Annotated in this window: 19 protein-coding genes; 4 read left to right on the forward strand and 15 right to left on the reverse strand. The window is 65.5% G+C overall.

The features are described 5' to 3' along the window. Nucleotides 1-116 precede the first annotated feature (116 nt). Nucleotides 117-1,355 carry an NAD(P)/FAD-dependent oxidoreductase gene (locus ACQR1H_RS28260; RefSeq protein ID WP_316239146.1) on the forward strand — a complete coding sequence of 413 codons (1,239 nt, stop codon included), beginning with the start codon at nt 117-119 and terminating at the stop codon, nt 1,353-1,355. After that, the gene (locus tag ACQR1H_RS28265; protein WP_316239145.1) at nt 1,352-1,648 is read left to right on the forward strand and encodes a hypothetical protein; all 297 of its coding nucleotides are present in this window, start codon (nt 1,352-1,354) and stop codon (nt 1,646-1,648) included. Before ACQR1H_RS28260 ends, ACQR1H_RS28265 begins: the two co-directional genes overlap by 4 nt. Before the next feature lie 121 nt (nt 1,649-1,769). Here ACQR1H_RS28265 and ACQR1H_RS28270 read toward each other — a convergent pair whose 3' ends face one another. The 3 genes from ACQR1H_RS28270 to ACQR1H_RS28280 all read right to left on the reverse strand — a co-directional run bounded on the left by ACQR1H_RS28270 (nt 1,770) and on the right by ACQR1H_RS28280 (nt 5,294). Continuing rightward, nucleotides 1,770-2,849, reverse strand: a complete 1,080-nt coding sequence (locus ACQR1H_RS28270) for a D-TA family PLP-dependent enzyme (RefSeq protein WP_316239144.1) — start codon at nt 2,847-2,849, stop codon at nt 1,770-1,772. A gap of 119 nt (nt 2,850-2,968) precedes the next feature. Beyond that, a complete protein-coding gene (locus ACQR1H_RS28275) occupies nt 2,969-4,795 on the reverse strand; it encodes an ABC-F family ATP-binding cassette domain-containing protein (protein ID WP_316239143.1) in 1,827 nt (608 codons plus the stop codon). A gap of 4 nt (nt 4,796-4,799) precedes the next feature. Next, complete coding sequence (locus ACQR1H_RS28280; protein ID WP_316239142.1) at nt 4,800-5,294, reverse strand: YaiI/YqxD family protein; 495 nt, start codon at nt 5,292-5,294, stop codon at nt 4,800-4,802. Between the two features lie 125 nt (nt 5,295-5,419). Between ACQR1H_RS28280 and ACQR1H_RS28285 the strand changes: the two genes are divergently transcribed. Next, nucleotides 5,420-6,217 carry a hypothetical protein gene (locus ACQR1H_RS28285; protein WP_316239141.1) on the forward strand — a complete coding sequence of 266 codons (798 nt, stop codon included), beginning with the start codon at nt 5,420-5,422 and terminating at the stop codon, nt 6,215-6,217. A gap of 304 nt (nt 6,218-6,521) precedes the next feature. Beyond that, a complete protein-coding gene (locus ACQR1H_RS28290) occupies nt 6,522-8,177 on the forward strand; it encodes a helix-turn-helix domain-containing protein (protein ID WP_316239140.1) in 1,656 nt (551 codons plus the stop codon). 102 nt (nt 8,178-8,279) lie between these two features. Here the strand turns inward: ACQR1H_RS28290 and ACQR1H_RS28295 are convergent, their stop codons facing one another. From ACQR1H_RS28295 to ACQR1H_RS28350, 12 genes are all read right to left on the reverse strand, one after another. Then, entirely contained in the window at nt 8,280-9,836 is a 1,557-nt protein-coding gene (locus ACQR1H_RS28295; RefSeq protein WP_315805059.1) for a hypothetical protein, read from the reverse strand. A gap of 178 nt (nt 9,837-10,014) precedes the next feature. Further along, nucleotides 10,015-10,737: a hypothetical protein gene (locus ACQR1H_RS28300; protein ID WP_315805058.1), complete on the reverse strand. Its 723-nt coding sequence runs from the start codon at nt 10,735-10,737 to the stop codon at nt 10,015-10,017. Nucleotides 10,738-10,859: 122 nt separating this feature from the next. Further along, entirely contained in the window at nt 10,860-11,543 is a 684-nt protein-coding gene (locus tag ACQR1H_RS28305) for a hypothetical protein (RefSeq protein WP_316182633.1), read from the reverse strand. Nucleotides 11,544-11,569: 26 nt separating this feature from the next. After that, on the reverse strand, nt 11,570-12,625 hold the full coding sequence (locus ACQR1H_RS28310; protein ID WP_316182634.1) for a hypothetical protein: 1,056 nt from the start codon (nt 12,623-12,625) through the stop codon (nt 11,570-11,572). 6 nt (nt 12,626-12,631) lie between these two features. After that, nucleotides 12,632-12,976: a hypothetical protein gene (locus ACQR1H_RS28315; protein WP_315805055.1), complete on the reverse strand. Its 345-nt coding sequence runs from the start codon at nt 12,974-12,976 to the stop codon at nt 12,632-12,634. Nucleotides 12,977-13,074: 98 nt separating this feature from the next. After that, a complete protein-coding gene (locus ACQR1H_RS28320; protein WP_315805054.1) occupies nt 13,075-13,707 on the reverse strand; it encodes a RebB family R body protein in 633 nt (210 codons plus the stop codon). 1 nt (nt 13,708) lies between these two features. Next, the gene (locus ACQR1H_RS28325; RefSeq protein ID WP_315805053.1) at nt 13,709-13,930 is read right to left on the reverse strand and encodes a RebB family R body protein; all 222 of its coding nucleotides are present in this window, start codon (nt 13,928-13,930) and stop codon (nt 13,709-13,711) included. A 68-nt stretch (nt 13,931-13,998) separates the two neighbouring features. Next, on the reverse strand, nt 13,999-14,271 hold the full coding sequence (locus ACQR1H_RS28330) for a RebB family R body protein (protein ID WP_172108192.1): 273 nt from the start codon (nt 14,269-14,271) through the stop codon (nt 13,999-14,001). Between the two features lie 74 nt (nt 14,272-14,345). Next, nucleotides 14,346-14,615, reverse strand: coding sequence for a RebB family R body protein (locus tag ACQR1H_RS28335; protein ID WP_172108194.1), 270 nt, complete (start codon nt 14,613-14,615; stop codon nt 14,346-14,348). Between the two features lie 72 nt (nt 14,616-14,687). Further along, nucleotides 14,688-14,957: a RebB family R body protein gene (locus tag ACQR1H_RS28340; protein WP_315805052.1), complete on the reverse strand. Its 270-nt coding sequence runs from the start codon at nt 14,955-14,957 to the stop codon at nt 14,688-14,690. A gap of 61 nt (nt 14,958-15,018) precedes the next feature. Beyond that, nucleotides 15,019-15,309 (reverse strand): RebB family R body protein, encoded by a 291-nt coding sequence (locus ACQR1H_RS28345; RefSeq protein WP_315805051.1) that lies wholly within the window; start codon nt 15,307-15,309, stop codon nt 15,019-15,021. A gap of 423 nt (nt 15,310-15,732) precedes the next feature. Beyond that, nucleotides 15,733-18,108: a xanthine dehydrogenase family protein molybdopterin-binding subunit gene (locus tag ACQR1H_RS28350; RefSeq protein WP_316182639.1), complete on the reverse strand. Its 2,376-nt coding sequence runs from the start codon at nt 18,106-18,108 to the stop codon at nt 15,733-15,735. Nucleotides 18,109-18,158 lie beyond the last annotated feature (50 nt).

An 18,158-nucleotide genomic window follows, 5' to 3' on the forward strand; every position in this document is an offset into this window, starting at 1 on the left:
CCGCAGAAGAATCCACGCCATGCACCATGTCCAGTCTGTCTGAACCGGACAGCCGTGGGACAAGCCCGGGCATGACGACCTTTGGCTTGGTGCGGTGGGGGGCCTAAACTGACGACATGTCCTCTTTAAAGCACATTGCGGTCATCGGGGCCGGCCCGGCTGGGCTCATGGCCGCCGAGGTGCTGGCGGGCGGCGGCGTCGCCGTCACCGTCTACGACGCGATGCCGTCGGTTGCCCGCAAGTTCCTGATGGCGGGGCGAGGGGGCCTCAATCTCACCCACAGCGAAGAGCTGCCGCTGTTCCTGTCGCGCTATCGCGACGCTGCGTCGTGGCTTGCGCCGGCCATCCAAGCCTTCTCGCCGCAACAACTGCGCGGCTGGTGCGAGGCGCTGGGCGAGCCGACCTTCGTCGGCTCCTCGGGCCGCGTGTTCCCTGTCGCAATGAAAGCCTCGCCGTTGCTGCGGGCGTGGCTGCGCCGGCTCGATGCGCAGGGCGTGCGCGTCGCGCTACGGCATCGCTGGACCGGCTGGGAGGACCGGGGGCATCTGACCTTCGAGACGCCGAACGGTCCGCACACCGTCGCAGCCGACGCGAGCGTGCTGGCACTCGGCGGCGCCTCCTGGCCGCGGCTCGGCTCGGATGGCGGCTGGGTGCCGATCCTCGCCGCGAAGGGCGTCGCGATCGCGCCGCTGCGGCCCGCCAATTGCGGCTTCACCGTCGGCTGGTCCGACATCTTCCGCGACCGCTTCGAGGGCCAGCCGCTGAAGGGCATCGCGCTGGCGTTCGGCGAGCGCAGCGTGCGCGGCGAGGCGGTGATCACGCGCGACGGCATCGAAGGCGGCGCAATCTATGCGTTGTCGGCCGAGCTGCGCGAGGCGATCGCGCGAACGGGCGAAGCAACGCTGCACGTCGTGCTGCGGCCCGATCTCGCGGCCGCTGATCTGATCAAGAAGCTATCGGCTCCACGCGGCAAGCAGTCGTTCTCGAATGTGCTCCGCAAAGCGTTGCAGTTGTCGCCGGTCGCGATCGGCCTGCTGCAGGAGGCAGCAAAGACGCAAGGGCTGTCGTTGTCGTCGCTACCGCCCGACCGTCTCGCGGCACTGATCAACGCCCTGCCGATCAAGCTGACCGGCACCGCCGGTCTCGCGCGCGCCATCTCCAGCGCCGGCGGCATCGCCCGCGATGAGCTCGACGCCGACTACATGCTCAGGCGTCTGCCCGGCGTGTTCGCCGCGGGAGAGATGCTGGACTGGGAAGCGCCGACCGGCGGCTATCTGCTGCAGGCGTCGTTTGCGACTGGCGTGGCTGCGGGGAAGGGCGTGTTGAAGTGGTTGACGGGGACGGGGCAGCAATGACCGACCTGCTCCCCGAGCCCTGGTATTGGCTGACGGACGATCATCTCCGGGCGACGTTCGAAGTCGAGCTTGCGCGCGAACTTGCTCCTGGTCATGCGCTGGCGAATCTGCCCGTCAGGAGCATCGCCAAGCGTGACGACTGCGACGATGTTCTCGTGATGCTCAATGACGGACGCGTTGCCGCGGTTCATCTGACATGGTCCGGTCGCCGCGACGCCGATACGCGATGGCCGACAACCGTGATCTACGAATCCCTGGAGGACTGGCGTACTTCCTCAGCCGGTCGTGCTTGAAGGCGGACGCACTCCATACACTGCCGTTATTGCAAGCGGAGCTAAGCAATTCAGGGCTGCGCGCGCAGCCCTGGATTGCTTCTTCGCTTGCTCCTCGCAATGACGGCGGAGAGAGGTGGGCCTATCGCAGCTTCCCCCGCGCCGCGACCGGCAGCGTGCCCAAAATCTCCTCGCCGCGCACCATCACCACCTCGTCCATCATGTTGACGACGACGCAGACGTGGTTGGGGACGATGCGGACGACGTCGCCGACATGGGGGCGGGTGTTGCTGCGCGACAGATCGAGGAAGCCGTGTTCCTCGGCGAAGCGCGCGATCTTGGCTTCGGGGTGTTCCAGGATCAGGCCGTGGCCGTCGAGCCCGCCAGTGTCGGTCGTCAGCGTCTTCGAGCCGGCATCGAGAATGCCGCGCTCGGGCGCGGCGCGGCTGACGACGGTGGAGTAGATGTGCAGCGCGCAGTCGTCCCAGGTCGCGACGCCGGCGGCGACCTGCATGCGGTCGTTGTAGATGTAGGTGCCGGGGCGGTGCTCAGTCGCGCCCTTGAGCTTGCCAAGGTTCTTGAGGTTCGGCGAGCCGCCGGTCGAGACGATGGCCGCCTCGAGCCCCTCGGCGCGCACGCCGGCCAGCGCCTCGTCGTAGAAGCGCTGCGCGTCGTCCCAGCCGCTCTCGGTCGGATACAGCATGAAGCCGGCGAAGCGCAGTCCCTCGGAGGCTTTGATCTGGCGCGCGAGCTGGATCGCCTCCGCCGGTGTCTCGACCCCGGCGCGTTTGCGGCCGGTGTCGCATTCGACCACGACCGAGAGCGTGCGGCCCGACTGCTTCGCCGCCTGCGGCAGGCCGGCGATCACGGTGGCGTTGTCGGCCGCAACGGTCATGTCGGCTTTCGCCTGCAGCGCCCCGAGACGTGCCATCTTTTCCTCGCCGATCAGGTTGTAGCTGATCAGGATATTGTCGATGCCGGCATCCGCCATGATCTCGGCCTCGCCGATCTTCTGGCAGGTGATGCCCTGCGCGCCGGCGTCGATCTGCAGCTTGGCCAGCACCGGGCTCTTGTGCGTTTTGATGTGCGGGCGGTTGGCGACACCGGCAGCGGCGCATTGCGCCTGAATCCGCGCGATGTTGCGCTCGACCTTGTCCATGTCGATGACGGCGCAGGGCGTGCCGTACTCCCGTGCGATCTTGGCGGCGAGCGGGGTGGTCATGTCATTTTGCTCCATGTTGCCGTCATTGCGAGGAGCGAAGCGACGAAGCAATCCAGAGTCCCGACTGCAGCCCTGGATCGCTTCGCTTCGCTCGCAATGACGGAGATCATTGATGAACCTTACGCGCCCTCGATCTCCTCGCGCAGCACCTCGAGCTCCAGCCAGCGGTCTTCCGCGGCGGTGAGCTCGGCCTGCGCCGTGGCGATGGCGAGGGAGGCGGCGTCGAATTTCTTGCGGTCCTTGGCATAGAGAGAGGGATCCGCGAGCACGGCCTGCTGCTGCGCGATCTCTGCTTGCAGCTTCGCGATCGTCTTCGGCAACGTTTCCAGCGCGTGTTTCTCGTTGAAGGAGAGCTTGCGCTTCGCCGCGCTCGCCGGCGCCGCCGCCACAGGCTTCGCCTCTTTCTTCTCCTCAGCCGCCTTGTCTTCAGCTTTCTTGGCGTGCTCGCGCTTCAGGTCGGCGCCGCGCTGCGCCAGCATGTCGCTGTAGCCGCCGGCATATTCCTGCCATTTGCCGTTGCCCTCGGGCACGATCACCGAGGTCACGACGCGGTCCAGGAAGTCGCGGTCGTGGCTGATCAGGATCACCGTGCCTTCGTAGTCGCCGAGCATGTCCTCGAGCACGTCGAGCGTCTCGAGGTCGAGATCGTTGGTCGGCTCGTCCAGCACCAAGAGGTTCGATGGCTTGGCCAGCGCGCGCGCCAGCATCAGCCGGCCGCGCTCGCCCCCCGATAGCACTTCGAGCGGCGTGCGCATCTGCTCGCGCGAGAACAGGAAGTCCTCCATGTAGCCGACGACGTGCCTCGGCTTGCCGGCCACCATGACGTGATCGCCGCGGCCGCCCGTCAGCGCGTCGGCGAGCGTCGTCCGGGGATCGAGGCTCTCGCGGTGCTGGTCGAGCGTCGCCGTCTCCAGATTGACGCCGAGCCTGATGCTGCCGCTGTCGGGCTCGCTGCCGCCGGTGAGCAGATTGACCAGCGTGGTCTTGCCGGCGCCGTTGGGGCCGACGATGCCGATGCGGTCGCCGCGCTGGATGCGGATGGAGAAATTGTCGACGATCCTGCGGTCGCCATAGCTCTTCGATGCGCCCTTGGCCTCGATCACCAGCTTGCCGGACTTGTCGGCTTCCGCCGCGGCGAGATTGGCGCTGCCGGCCGTACCGCGATAGTCGCGGCGCTGCTGCCTGAGCGCATGCAGATTGGCGAGCCGCTTGACGTTACGCTTGCGCCGGCCGGAGACGCCGTAGCGCAGCCAGTGCTCCTCGTTGACGATCTTGCGGTCGAGCTTGTGCTGCTCGCGCTCTTCTTCCGCCAGCACCTCGTCGCGCCACGCCTCGAATGCCGCAAAGCCGCGATCGATCTGCCTGATCTGGCCGCGGTCGAGCCAAGCGGTCGCGCGCGACAGATTGGTGAGGAAGCGACGATCGTGACTGATCAGCACCAGCGCCGAGCTTCGGCCGTCGAGCTCGTTTTCCAGCCACTCGATGGTCGTGAGGTCGAGGTGGTTGGTCGGCTCGTCCAGCAGCAGGATGTCGGGGTTGGGCGCAAGCACGCGCGCCAGCGCCGCGCGGCGCGCCTCGCCGCCGGAAACATGCGCGGGATCCTCTTCTCCGGTCAGTCCGAGCTGCTCGACGAGATAGCGCGCCTGATAGTGATCGTCGCCCGGCCCGAGTCCGGCCTCGACATAGGACAGCGTGGTGGCATGGCCGGAGAAATCCGGCTCCTGCGGCAGATAGCGCACCGTGGCGCCCGGCTGCACGAAGCGGGTGCCGCTGTCGCATTCGACCAGGCCGGCGGCGATCTTGAGCAGCGTCGACTTGCCGGAGCCGTTGCGGCCGATCAGGCAGACGCGCTCGCCCGGCGAGACCGACAGCTCGACACTCTGCAGCAGGGCCGTACCGCCAAAGGTCAGGCGGATGTCCTTGAGTTGGATGAGAGGCGGCGCCATGAGGTTAGCTCTGCTGCTGGGTCCGCGCCGCGCGCTGGCGCTGCAGGCGGCGGATCGTGGTGTCGAGGGTGGAAAGGAAGGTGGAGCGGTCGCGCGGCGTGAACGAGCGCGGGCCGCCGGTCACCTCGCCCGATGACCGCAGATCGGTCATGAGGTTGCGCACGGCGAGCGTCATGCCGATCGACTCCTCCGTGAACGGCTTGCCGTTCGGCGCGATCACGGCGCTGCCGGCCTTGACGCAGCGGCTGGCCAGCGGAATGTCCGCCGTGATGACGATGTCGTCAGCGCCGGTGCGCTCGGCGATCCAGTCATCCGCGGCATCCATGGCGCTGCCGGCCGCCACGCGCGTGATCAGGGGATCCTCGGGCACGCGGATGAAGCCACCGGCGACGACGGTCACCGGCAGGCCATGCCGGATCGCAACGCGGTAGATCTCGTCCTTCACCGGGCAGGCGTCGGCGTCGACAAAGATGCGGATCGGGGCGGTTTCGGTCGTCATCGGGCCATCGGTTGGAATGGTCCGGTTGGTACTCCATCGCGCCGGGAATTGCGAGCCAAACGCGCCGCTTGCCAGGGCCTTTCCGGCCGCTACCATCGCCCGAAAACGGTGAAAGGGAGGCAAGGATGTCGGGCAGAATCGCGGCCTATGCGGTCGAGGCGTTCAACACGGCCAAGCAGTCCGAGAACAAGATGCACGACGACAGTGTGGCGCGGCGATTCGGCTTCGCCGGCGGTCTCGTACCCGGCGTCGAGGTGCTGGCCTATATGCTGCATCAGCCCGTCGCACGCTGGGGGCGGGCGTTCTTGGAGCGTGGGCTGATCGAGGCACGGTTCACCAAGCCGGTCTATGACGGCGAGATCGCGGAGGTCGTCGCGAACGAGACCTCCGACGGGCTCGCCCTTGAGGTGATCAGCCGAGGGCAGCTCTGCGCCACCGGTTCCGCCTCGCTGCCCGCGTCGGTGCCGGATGTCGTGCTGGCCGAGTACCGGGATGTTCCGGCCGCGGCGGTGCGGCCGCTCGTCAGTGCGGAGTCTTTCGCTGTCGGCAGCTGGCTCGGCACGGCGCCGCGCGCGTGGCCAGGGCAGGCGGCCACCGCCTATCTTTCTGAGATTCGCGAGCGCGATCCGATCTATGCCAACGAGCGGCTCGGCCATCCCGGCATGCTGCAGCGGGTGATGAACCGGCTGCTCGTCGACAACGTCGTCCTCGGCCCCTGGATTCACGTCGGCAGCCGCATGCAACTGCTGTCGGCGATCGAAGAAGCCGACGAGATCACCGCGCGCGGCCGTGTGGTTGCCAACTACGAGAAGAAGGGTCACCGCTTCGTCGAGCTCGATGCGCTGGTGGTCGCCAATGGCGACCGCCCGCTCGCGCATTGCCATCACGTGGCGATCTATCAGCCACGCGAACAGCGCGGATAGCCGCGACGAATCGCATCAGTCATCAAGACCATTTGATGGCCTGCTTGTGAATTCATTCACACTCAATCTAAAATTGTGTATGGTTTGGTTGGCCCGTAGTTGTGAGGGGGAAGGGCCAATGATCGGACATGGGAGATGCGGCGTGGCCGCGGGCTGCGTCATGGGGGACCATGAATTCTGGCAAGCGATGCACAAGGTGGGCAGATCGGGCCGGCCGCTTCGGTCGGAAGCGGCGTCGGAGCCGCGGTAACGTGCCCGCCATGTTGGATCATCGACACAACGCGTCCGTGCGCTGAGCCGGGTCATGAAAGACCAGCGGGGACTCGACGGCGGCGATCAGGCCTGGCGCGATCTGTCCAGGATGAGCCGGCCGTATCTCAACGTCGTCGATTTCCTGGCAAGCTATGCACAGCGTCTGGCGGAGCTGTCGCGGGCGGCGACTGTGGAGATTGCCGTCGCCGATCTCGGCCGCATCGTCCTGTCCCGATCCGGATCGGAAACCGTGCAGGACTGGCTCAGCGAAAGAGACGGCGGTGGTGCGGCGACTACCGAGCGCGAGCCGCGGCGTGCGCCGGAATGGCGGCTCGAACCGACGCCATCCGTGACGGCGCCGCTGGTCTATGCCGACGTCGGGATCGGCCGTTTGACGTTGGCCTGGGAGGGGCGGCGGGGCGGGCCGGACCTGTCCGACGCGCTGGCGGATTGCGCGCGCCAGCTCGCCTTCGTGATCAAGCGCCACGAGGTCTGCGAGTGGGCACGGCAGCGCCTGGGCCGCTCGCTGCTGTTGGTGGGTGTGAGCGAGGCGGTCCGAAATCTCGAGATCTTCGTCGAGAAGGCGTCGCACAGCGATCTGCCGTGCCTGTTGCAGGGCGAGTTCGGGACCGAGACGCCGTATCTGGCCGCCGCGATCCATTGCTGCGGGCCGCGCCGCGATCTGCCGTTCGTGCAGGTCAATTGCGCGCAGCCGCGGGGGGCGCCGCAGGACTGGTTTCGGCAGGCCGAGGGCGGCACGCTGTTCTTCAGCGACATCGACATGCTGGCGCCCGGTCTGCAGAACGAATTGCCGCAGCACATGCATTCTCGCCTGGGACAATGGCTGGACGTGTCGAACACGACCCGCGTGCGCGTGATCGCCTCGGCCGGCGGCGATCTGCCGCGCATGGTGGCCGAGCGCTCCTTCTCGCGCCAATTGCTGGCCGAGCTCGACTTTCTGCCCGTCAGCGTGCCGCCGCTGCGCGAGCGCTGCGACGACATCGAGCCGCTCGTCATCGCTGCGCTCGAGGGACATGGTCATCGCGCCGAAGACAAGATCAGCGCCGAGATGCTCGATCTGTGCCGCAGCTATCCGTGGCCGGAGAACGCGTTCGAGGTCGAGCGCGTGGTCGCCCGGCTCGCGGTCATGACCGGACGTGCGAGGATCCGTGCCGAGGACATCAGGCGCTATTTCCCGGCTCTCCACGCGCGGGCCGAGCGCGTGACGGTGACGTCGGCGGCACCGTCACCGGCGTTGCCGGCGGCGAAGCCGCCGGCCGAAGCCGTTCGCGAGCAAGCGTCCGCGAGGCCGGAAATCGGGGCGGAAGCGGATGATTGGATTCGCCACGTGCTCAACAAGGACATCACGGCGCTGTCGCGCCTGCATCCCAATCTGCGCCGGGCACTTCTGTATCTCGTCGATCACTATGCCGAGCCGATCCGGCTCGGCAGCCTGGCACGCCAGGCCCATGTCAGCCAGTCGCATCTGAGCTTCCTGTTTCGCCACAGCCTGCAGACCTCGTGCAAGGCAATGCTGTCGCGCATTCGGGTCGAGAAAGCCAAGGAGTTGCTGGCAACAAATGCGCGGCAGCCGATCACCGATGTGGCGCTACAGGTCGGCTTCGCCGATCTCAGCCATTTCGAGAAATACTTCCGCCGTCAGGTCGGCCGCACCCCGCGCGAGTACCGGCGCATGGCGGCGGAGTGAGGGGGGCGGTTGTCCTCTTTCACAGAGCCTTTGGAAACATGTAAGCGCCGCCGAGGGTTGGTATGAAAAAGACGCATTTCCACCCAAGGCATTCTCCGTCGCCTAATGCCGGCGATGCTCAACGAGGTACGTCCAATCACCGGTCGACGGCGAGGACCCCGGTAGTTTGATCGAAGACCACATGGTGTCGTAGCGTCCTTCCCACTTCGGTGCTCTGGAATAGTCAAGAAACGGGCGCGCATTTGGCGGCGGCAGATTGAAAGCAAGATCGGTGGATGGATTGCTCGCGTTCAGGAGCATTGCGCCCAGCGCTTTCTCCACCATGTTGATCGCTTTACAGAGAGATTTGACGTCGTACGTCGCGAGCCGTGAGTAAGGTTTCTTTCCGGCCTTCTCTATGTACTCGCGTTGAAACTTTGCGAGTGCGTCCAGCCAAATCGCAGCCGTTTCTCCCGACAAGAGAACTTCGCCGAGTTTGCCGTAAAACGTGCGATCAAAGTCTTCCTTGCTGATCACATCCAGCAGCGCAGCTTTAAACCAGAGTGCCGTTAAATCCTTCAGGTAGCTATGAAATGGCAACCAGCGCCACCAGCCCGGGAATTGGTCCACTTGATATGAATTGATCTGTTCCTCAAAGGGGTATGGATCCCGAAAGATCAACGTCGATTTTTCGGCGTATGCGATTTCCTGGAGCTTGAGCTGATTCATCTCGCTCAGAGCGCCCATTGCACCGCATACAACCTTGTTCGTAACAAGGAAAACAAACGCGGACTTCTTGAGTTCTGCGATAGTCATGTTCAGTTCGACTGGAACTTTCGCCGGATCAATCTGACCGACGTCCTTATAGATCTTTGTAAGCAATGACATGTATCCGCTATAGACTTCGGCCATGACGTTCAACCAGATCCAGGATGGCCGTACCACGCCCTTGCTGAAGCGCAGATTTTCACGAGGTAGTTTCCACGCCATTTGGTATAAAAAATAACCTTGCAAGGTCATGGGCATGTTGACCTGCGAAGAAAAGCCTTCTTTTGGGTCTTTCTGGCTGCGCCCAAGGAGGATGTTGTTGAGGTAATCGTTCCACGGTTGTGGATCTTGGGGGCTTCCCTCGTTCTTGGCGAACGTCCATAGGGCCGCGCCGACATTAGTCGTATCGTCAATGTTGTTTTCGTTCAGTTGAACAAGAACTTGAGTGGAGCTGCGATTCTTCGCCTCGGCTTTTTTCAACGCTTTGCCAAAGAAATTCTTGACGAGGGTATCGAAGGCCTCGCTTGCCAGCGCCGCCTTCCATTGCAGGAAAGTCACATATTTTTGCGTCGATGTCCCGGATACAGAAGCGACGAGATATTCAGCAAGTCGGTCTTTGGCAAGGTAGGCGTCCGCGACGGTCGAAAACCACGTCTTGCCCGTCGTGAGTTCGAAGACGTTGTCCGAATCGGTCTCGATCGTCCAGACGGCTTTTGCTTCCGGCGAGTCTCCAACCGTCAATTCGATGTCGGCTGCTTCAACGTGAGTGAATTGGAACACCCAGCTGTTGTGGCTGCAGAATTCGATCTCGAAGCCGTAGCTGTTGGGGCTGATCTGCTCGCCTCCTGACGCGATGACGACTTGCCTGTCGTCCTTGGTCACGAAGATCGTTGGTTCGTCGCCTTTTGGCATCCTGATCGTCCTCTTCTCTTTGTTTGATGTGAGCGCCGTATGCCTGCGAGCCTCGCATCCCCCGGCGCAATCGAATTGGAATCAGTTCTGATGTTCACCGTTTTGCCGTTGGCGTTACGCTCCGGGTCGATCGGCACGGCCCGCGCGCTGCGGCGGGACGGTAGTCCCGCGGCGATCGTCAAAGCGCGCCGCCGTTGGCGATCGTGATGATGGTGAAGCCGCTGGTCGGGAATCCGAGCGCTTGGCATGCGCCCCACGACACCGCAACGATCATGCTGTTGCCGGTTGAATTCACGAACGCATTCAGACTTTTTTGCTTGTTTGTGAGAGTTCCGCCGCTGCCGATCGCCATCTTGAAGAATCGAATGAGTAGTTGTTCGACGTCGACTGTCGTTGAATCGATGTAGACCGTTGGATCTTTAAGGGAATAGATGGGATCGGCGACCCTGCAGGTTTCCATCGTGTTCATCTGCAGCGCGCTGGCGAAAGCATATTGTGGAGTTCCCGGAGCGAATTGGCCGGGCAAGAGGAGGTTGGCGAGGCGGCCATCGTTCGTTTGGGCGTTGTAGGTGATGCCGGCCTCGACCTTGAAGACTGGCAGTGGCGGCGAGGGAGGTTGCGGCGTGTTGAAGGCGTAGGCGACACCCCAGAACGCGCCGACGCCCCTGAGATTGTTGGTGCTCAGTCCGAACTCGTTCACGGTGAGCATTCGACCATCGAAGCGGTCCGCCAGATTGCCGGCTTTCCCGATGTATCTGTTGTTGGTGGGAACGTTGACGATCACGTAGAGGCCGCCTTGGGTTCCCATGCCTTGGGGCAGCGCGCCAGGGAGGCCGGCACCCGGCGAGGCGAGGGTGTCCAGGCCACCGGTGCTGGCGAGATCGAAGATGATGCAGCACATCGGATTGGATCCTTCCGCGTGATAGGCGGTGCCGGAGGCGGTGTTCTTACGACCGCTTCGGGAGTATCGCTGACACAGCAGGTCGGATCACCCGCAGCCGCAGCGAGGTGGTTTGCGTGGCGTCAGGCGGAAGCCGCCGTCTTCTGTGGCTGGCTCGCCGCCAGCGCGGCGCTGATCGAGCGTTCGGCGGCGATGACGCTCTGCTCGGCCGCCTGCTGGGCCTCGGCGATGATGGCGCGGCCGGTGGCGGCCATCGCCGCGAGCTGACGATCGGTGAAGTTGGTGGCCTGGCGCGTGGCGACGATCGAGGCCGCGACGGCCTGCTCGGCCGTCTCGACCGTGGGCGGCGCGTAGTCCGCGGGCGGCTGCAGCGGTTCGACCTGCGCCCGGCGTGACAGCATGGCGGCCTGCGCCGCGGCCATCTTGCGCTCCATCGAGGCCGCCGTGCGACCAACCGCTTCGTTGAACGCCTGCTGGGCCGCGGCGATCGCGCGGGAGGCCTCCAGTAGGCGATGCTCGATCTGGTGGATGGAGTGCGAGGAGAGGGGACTGGCGACCTGCTCGTCCACCTCGATCACCGCCTCGTCCATCTCGCCCAGATGCTCCTCGATCGACACGACCTCGTCGGTGGCGCTCTCGATCAGCTCGGCTTCGACTTCGGTATCGCGCGCCGACTGAGCCGCCGACTGCTCCTCGATCTGCTCGATGAATGCTTCAGGCAACATCGGGCTGGCATAGGGATTGTCGAGCAGGATGTCGGGCTCGTTCTCCGGCGGAGAGGTCTGGGACGGGGGCTGCTCGCTCATGATGCCTGCCTCATGGGGTGTCGGACTCAACTCTTTTCGGCGGGCGGCGCGATCCGCCTGAATTGGCGCAAGGTGATGTCGCCGTCGGCGCCGAGGTAGAGCTCGGCGTAGAGATTGCCGGATTGCGTCGGCAGGATGCAGGAGCGTCCGTCCTGGCTGATCCGGCCGGTCTTCGGATGATTGGCCGAGAGGAACGACTGCGCGTTGGCGAGATACAGCGTGACGACCTGCTGGGCCGCCGCGCCGGTCTCCTGCGTGAATGTCGTGCTCTCGATGATGCGGCAGACGCCCTCCGACAGCCGGGCGAAACCGAGCCGCCGTCCCTGCCGCAGCCAGTTGTTGACGGCCGCGGCGACCTCGTGCGGGGGCACTAGGCCCCGCACCTGCGGACAGTCGAGCGCGCCGAACATCATCGGCAGCAGCGTCTGAACCGCGCCATTGGCCTGGGACAGGCGTTGCTCGGCAGAGCTGGCGGCGGTCTTCAGCTTGGCCGTCAGCGCCATGTAGATGCGGTAGTAGTCGCAGAACTCCTCGGGCGTGCGGGCCTGCTGCACGGCGAAGGCGGCCGCGTCGTTGCGGATGTCGGGCTCGCCGTCCTGCGGCTGCGGCAGCGCGATCAGCTCCCTCAGCGCGATCGTCTCGTTGAGGCCAAGACACTGGAACAGCGGCGACGTGGCCACGCCAAACTGCGAGAGCAGGGCCGGGACCGCTGCGAGATCCGACTGCGCATGGATGCCGTGGGCGTTGAGGATGCTCTCGGTCTGGCTCGCCGTCGCGGCGTCCTGCGCGCCGGTCTCCGCCTTGGCGATCGCGCGCAGGTCACCGAGATTGAAGGTCAGGAGCTTGACCGGGCTGACCTGCAGGCCCAGACCGGGCAGCAGCGCCAGCGGCGAGCCGTGCAGCCCGTCCTGGATTTCGGCCATCATGCTGGTTTCGTCGGGGAAGCTGTAGCTCGCCGTCGGCGCCCGCACCGCCCATTCGAGCCATTGCACGCCGCCGTCGATGAACGCCAGAACCACCGCGCCGATCTCGGAGAGGCCGCCACGGCCTTGGATCAGCCTGTTTGCGACCGTCACCGACATGACACATCACCCCGACGGGAAGTTCTTGAGGATCGTGGAAGCGGCCGCGCCGATCTGGGCAAAGTCGTCGGTCGCCGATTTCATCATGCTCTGCGCCGTCACCAGCGCTTCGGCGTATTTCGGCTCGCCGGTCGCCAGCAACTGCGCCATGGCGACGCCGGAGGCCGTGGTCGCGATGGTCGAGACGTTGCGCAGCGCATCGGCCGCGTCCTGGATGGCGATGGCCGCCGATTGCGCCACCGACTGATAGGCCTTGCCGGCGCCGCTGGTGAGTACGACCTGCGGCGCCATGGTCGCCTTCTGGACCTGGTTGATCACGTCGATGATCTGGGCGTCGACATTGCTGGGCATCTGCGTATCCTCAACCGATCCGAAGGCTGCGGCCGGTGCTGGTTGCGGCGCCCCGGATCATGGCGGTCTCGTCGTCGGGTCTTCGGCTCAGGATCTGGTCAGGTCTTCGGAGGAGCGGGCGGGGTGCCGCCGGCCTCGGTGATCAGCTTGTTGAGGTCGCTCTCCGCGGTCTGCGCCAGGCCATTCGCGGTCGCGGCCTGGGCCTTCAGCGTGTCGATCGCGCTCGCCGCATCCGCATAGGCGGTCGCGATCGAGCTGCTCGGGGGTGGCGGCGTCGAGGGCGTCGTGCCGCCGGCGTCGGTGACGATCTGGTTGAGATCTGCCTGCGCGGTCTGCGCCAGGCTGGAGGCCGAGCTGGCCTGCAGTTTCAGCGCGGTCACCGCGCTTTCCGCTTCGGCAAAGGCGGCGGCGACGGCTGCGCTCGGCGACGGATTGGGCGGCGGTCCGGGGAGCGGATCGACGGCGGGCGGCGGGGGCTTCGGCGCGGGCGGCGGTGCAATGGGAAGCGGCACCGACAGCATCTTGGCACACGCCGCGGTCACTGCCGCCGAGCCGATCACGCTCGCGCCCTGCTGCCGCCCGATCGCATTGTGCATGGCCATGCCGAGCGTCTCGACCATCACGGCGTCGAGCAGTCCGAAGGCCTGCGACGGAGACTGACCGGTCAGAAGCGTGACCACGCCGGTCGTCGAGTCGATGATCTGGCCGTTGACCGTACCCGGATCGCTCATGTCACGAACTCCCTTGCGCAATGATCATCGCCAGGACCTGCGCGAGCGCCGCGCCGGCCAGGACCTGGCCACGTTGCTGATTGGCCGCGGCGTTCGCCATGGCGAGCCCGAGGCTGTCGGCCATCGCCACATAGGTCATGCCCATGGCGACCGATGGGGCGAGCCCGACATTGACGACGTTGCCGTCGACCACGGCCGTCAACGATGCGGAGGCGGCTGGCACGACGAACGGCTCCCTTGGCCGGACGCAAGCCTGCGGCTAGCCGGGTGGCACCGTCGGTGGACGGACCGCTACACCAGGCCGAGCACCTTTTCGGTGGCGATGCCGGTCGTGCCGGTATCGAGGGTCAGCAGGGTGGAGATGCCCTGCGTGGTCGAGGCCTGCATCGTCACGTAGGACTGCTGCTGGTTGTTGGTCGCGTTGTGGGCCGCGTTGGACAGCGCCTGGCTGGTGGCGATGAACAGGTTGCCCATCGCGACGGCCGGCGCGTCGCCGAGCACCTTGGTGTTCACCTGGCTGATGGAGTCCGTGATCTGACTGTTGACGGCGGTGGGGAATGCCATGATGTCTCTCCTTTGCGAGTGCTGTTGGCGTGGGGTCGTCTCTCGATCAGCCGGGCATCACGCGCGGATGGTGCCTAGCTCTTCAGGATGGTCGACGTCGCCAGTCCGGTCGACGCCGTGTCGAGTGAGTAGAGCAGCGCGACGCCTGCCGTCGTCGCTGCCTGCGCAGTGACGTACATCTGTTGCTGCGCCAGGGTGGCGTTGTGCGCTGCATTCGCCAGCGCCTGCGCCGTCGCCTGATACAGGTTGCCCATTGCGATCGCAGGTGCCGTACCGAGGACCTGGACGTTGCTCTGGGTCACGGAGTCCGTGATCTGACTGTTGACTGCCGTGGGAAATGCCATCTCACCAGCTCCCTGGGATCATGAGGCGAGGGCCAAGATCGGGGAGTGTCCCGATCCCGCGCTCGGGCCTGGTCAGGACGACAGGATGTCCTTGGTGGCGACGCCGGTGGAGGCGGTGTCGAGCGAGTAGAGCGTGGCGACGCCCATGGTCGTTGCCGCCTGCGCGGTCACATAGCTCTGCTGCTGCGAATTGGTGGCATTGTGCGCAGCGTTCGCGAGCGCCTGCGCGGTTGCCTGGAACAGGTTGCCCATCGCGATCGCCGGCGCGTCGCCGAGCACCTTGGTGTTCGCCTGGGTGACGGAATCAGTGATCTGATTGTTGACTGAGGTCGGAAATGCCATGGCTCGATCCTTTCAGGTGGAGGTCATTTCAGCAGGTGGGTGGTCGAACGGGACGCGCGCGTCAGCTCGTCAGGCCCTTGACGCCGGTGTTGAGGATGTCGGCCGTCGCGACGCCGGTCGTGGCGGTGTCGAGCGAGTAGAGCGTGGCAACGCCCATGGTGGTGGCGGCCTGCGTGGTCACGTAGCTCTGCTGCTGCGCATTGGTCGCATTGTGAGCCGCATTGGCGAGCGCCTGCGCCGTGGCCTGATAGAGGTTGCCCATCGCAATCGCGGGCGCATCTCCGAGCACCTTGGTATTCGCCTGGGTGACGGAATCGGTGATCTGGTCGTTGACCGACGTCGGGAAAGCCATCTCGTCATTCTCCCTCGTTTGAGCCGACATCCACCGCGTGACGCAGTCGTGCGTCGTTTGGCGTGGCACCGGCGTCCGGCGTGTGTTGAAGATGCAAACCGGCGTTGCAGCAACCTAAGGAAGATCGGGACGCTCGCGATAGTCGAAAGGGATGGAACTCAGGGACGAATCCCGGCGAAAATAACCGGATGACTTCATCGGTTCTGCCGCAATTCAGCGATTTTTCCGCACGCCTGCTGCGGTGATCGCGACTGGCATCCCCCGCTGCGGGCAGGGCGATCGCGTATGGAGGGAGCTTGAGACCGGCGCGCGGCAACGTCGCCGTGCGAACGGATCCTCTGCCATCTGCGCAAACGAAAGCCCGGCCGTTCGGGCCGGGCTTGATCAGGCAAAAGCGACGGCGATGCGCCGAAGACGACGGTTCTACGCCGCGGTCCTCGCCTTGCCGTCCTGGATTGCGCGCCAGAGCTTCTCGGTGGTCAGCGGCATATCGAGATGCTTCACGCCGTAGTCGGACAGTGCGTCGATCACCGCGTTGATCACGGATGCCATCGAGCCGGCGCAGCCGGCTTCGCCGCAGCCCTTGGTGCCCAACGGGTTGGACTTCGCCGGCACCGGATGGTTGTCGACCGTCATCATCGGCACGTCGGAGGCGCGCGGCAGCGCGTAGTCCATCAGCGATCCCGTGATCGGCTGGCCGCTCTCGTCGTAGCGCAGGTGCTCCATCAGCGCCTGGCCGATGCCCTGCGCGACGCCGCCATGGAGCTGGCCGGCGACGATCATCGGGTTGATCACCGTGCCGAAGTCGTTGATCGCGGTGTAGGCGACGATCTGCGCGACGCCGGTGTCGGGCTCGATCTCGACCTCGCAGACATGGCAGCCGTTCGGAAACGTCGACTCGGTCGCGGTCGAATTGTGGTCGACGTCGAGCGAGGCCGGCACGCCCTCGGGCATCTTGCCCTCGCGCATGCGCCGCGCCAGCTCCATGATGTCGATGCTGCGGTCGGTGCCGGCGATGGTGAACTGGCCGCCCGCGAACTCGATATCGGCTTCCGAGGCCTCGAGCAGATGCGCCGCCGCCTGCTTGCCCTTGGCGATGACGAGCTGCGAGGACTCGACGATCGCCTGGCCGGTCGCGGTGATCGAGCGCGAGCCGCCGGTGCCGTTGCCGAAGCGAACGAGGTCGGAATCGCTCTGCTCCAGCCGGATCTTCTCGAAGGGCACGCCGAGCTGCGCCGACAGCACCTGCGAGAACGGGGTCGCGTGACCCTGGCCGTAATCGAGCGTGCCGGTGGTCAGCGTCACGCCGCCATCGGCGTCGAAGGTGATCTTGCCGAGCTCGCCCGACGGCGGCGCGGTCACCTCGAGATACGAGCCGACCGCGATGCCGCGCAGCTTGCCGTTCTTGCGGCTCTCGCGCTTGCGCCTGGCAAAGCCGGCGTAGTCCGAGACCTCCAGCGCCTTCTCGAACACCGCGGCGAAGTCGCCGGAATCATAGGTGACTCCGGACGCCGCCGGGAACGGCATCTGGCTCGGCTTGATGAAGTTGCGCTTGCGGATGGTGAGGCGGTCGATGCCCATCTCGCGCGCGGCGGTATCGATCAGCCGCTCCATGAAGTAGTTCGCCTCGGGCCGGCCGGCGCCGCGATAGGCGCCCATCAGGGTGACGTTGGTCAGCACCGTCTTGATGTCGACGCCGAGCAGCGGCGTCTTGTAGACGCTGGCGAGGTTCTTGCCGGTGTTGAGCGACAGCGGCAGCGGCGCCACGCCCATGATGTAGGCGCCGAGATTGCCGTAGCCGGACAGCCTGACAGCGAGGAACTTGCCGTCGGCGTCGAGCGCCAGCTCGCCATGGATGATCTGGTCGCGGCCCTGGCTGTCGGACAGGAAGGCGGTGGTACGCTCGTCGCGCCACTTCACCGGACGGCCCAGCGCCTTGGCCGCATGCAGGATGCAGACATATTCGGGATAGGAGACGTTCTTCATCCCGAAGGAGCCGCCGACATTGGTGGTGAGGATGCGGACCTTGTCCGGCGCGACGTTGAGGATCTTGGCGAGCGTTGCCTTGTTGCCGGAGACGCCCTGGGTCGGCACTTGCAAGGTGAAGCGCTCGGTCTTGCCGTCGAAGGCCGCCAGCGCAACGCGCGGCTCCATCGACACCACGGCGACGCGGGTGTTGACGATGTCGAGCTTGGTGACGTGCGCCGCCTTGGCGAAGGCCTCCTCGATCTTGGCGGTGTCGCCATAGTGGTAGTCGAGGGCGACGTTGTTCGGGATGTGGTCGTAGAGAAGCGGCGCGCCGGGCCTGGCGGCTTCCTCGGCATTGGTGACCGCGGGCAGGGGCTCGATATCGAGCTCGACCGCCTCGGCCGCATCGCGGGCCTGCGCGGCGGTTTCCGCCACGACGAAGGCGACGGGGTCGCCGACGAAGCGCACCTTGTCGGTCGCCAGCGCCGGGCGATTGGTCTGCAGCAGCGGTGAGCCGTCCCGGCCCTTCAGCGGCAGGCCGCAGGTGAACGGGCCATAGGCGGCCGCCGCGAGGTCGGCGCCGGTCCACACCCCGAGCACGCCGGGCATCGCCTTTGCGGCCGCGGTATCAATGCCCTTGATGATGCCGTGGGCATGGCTGGAGCGCACGATCCAGGCATGGGCCTGGCCGGGCAGGTTGAAATCGTCGGTATATTTGCCGTGGCCGCGCACCAGCGTGTCGTCCTCCTTGCGCCGGACCGGCTGCCCGACGCCGAATTTCTGCAGCGCGATCGCGTTTTCGAGGGAGGCCGGGGAGGTGTGATCTTGCATGGATGAGGACCCAACGGGCTGGATTGGTCGCAAATGCGGGCTGTTCCCAG

Origin of the sequence: Bradyrhizobium sp. HKCCYLRH2015, assembly GCF_051168215.1 — a bacterium.
Taxonomy (GTDB): Bacteria; Pseudomonadota; Alphaproteobacteria; order Rhizobiales; family Xanthobacteraceae; genus Bradyrhizobium.

Coding starts and splice junctions, on each gene's coding strand:
- ACQR1H_RS28295 (WP_315805059.1), bottom strand. CDS start 9,836: ATGCCAAAAGGCGACGAACCAACGATCTTCGTGACCAAGGACGACAGG.
- ACQR1H_RS28290 (WP_316239140.1), top strand. CDS start 6,522: ATGAAAGACCAGCGGGGACTCGACGGCGGCGATCAGGCCTGGCGCGAT.
- ACQR1H_RS28330 (WP_172108192.1), bottom strand. CDS start 14,271: ATGGCATTCCCCACCGCCGTCAACAGTCAGATCACGGACTCCATCAGC.
- ACQR1H_RS28285 (WP_316239141.1), top strand. CDS start 5,420: ATGTCGGGCAGAATCGCGGCCTATGCGGTCGAGGCGTTCAACACGGCC.
- ACQR1H_RS28305 (WP_316182633.1), bottom strand. CDS start 11,543: ATGAGCGAGCAGCCCCCGTCCCAGACCTCTCCGCCGGAGAACGAGCCC.
- ACQR1H_RS28335 (WP_172108194.1), bottom strand. CDS start 14,615: ATGGCATTTCCCACGGCAGTCAACAGTCAGATCACGGACTCCGTGACC.
- ACQR1H_RS28260 (WP_316239146.1), top strand. CDS start 117: ATGTCCTCTTTAAAGCACATTGCGGTCATCGGGGCCGGCCCGGCTGGG.
- ACQR1H_RS28270 (WP_316239144.1), bottom strand. CDS start 2,849: ATGACCACCCCGCTCGCCGCCAAGATCGCACGGGAGTACGGCACGCCC.
- ACQR1H_RS28300 (WP_315805058.1), bottom strand. CDS start 10,737: ATGTGCTGCATCATCTTCGATCTCGCCAGCACCGGTGGCCTGGACACC.
- ACQR1H_RS28280 (WP_316239142.1), bottom strand. CDS start 5,294: ATGACGACCGAAACCGCCCCGATCCGCATCTTTGTCGACGCCGACGCC.
- ACQR1H_RS28265 (WP_316239145.1), top strand. CDS start 1,352: ATGACCGACCTGCTCCCCGAGCCCTGGTATTGGCTGACGGACGATCAT.
- ACQR1H_RS28350 (WP_316182639.1), bottom strand. CDS start 18,108: ATGCAAGATCACACCTCCCCGGCCTCCCTCGAAAACGCGATCGCGCTG.
- ACQR1H_RS28345 (WP_315805051.1), bottom strand. CDS start 15,309: ATGGCTTTCCCGACGTCGGTCAACGACCAGATCACCGATTCCGTCACC.
- ACQR1H_RS28275 (WP_316239143.1), bottom strand. CDS start 4,795: ATGGCGCCGCCTCTCATCCAACTCAAGGACATCCGCCTGACCTTTGGC.
- ACQR1H_RS28315 (WP_315805055.1), bottom strand. CDS start 12,976: ATGCCCAGCAATGTCGACGCCCAGATCATCGACGTGATCAACCAGGTC.
- ACQR1H_RS28320 (WP_315805054.1), bottom strand. CDS start 13,707: ATGAGCGATCCGGGTACGGTCAACGGCCAGATCATCGACTCGACGACC.
- ACQR1H_RS28310 (WP_316182634.1), bottom strand. CDS start 12,625: ATGTCGGTGACGGTCGCAAACAGGCTGATCCAAGGCCGTGGCGGCCTC.
- ACQR1H_RS28340 (WP_315805052.1), bottom strand. CDS start 14,957: ATGGCATTTCCGACCTCAGTCAACAATCAGATCACTGATTCCGTCACC.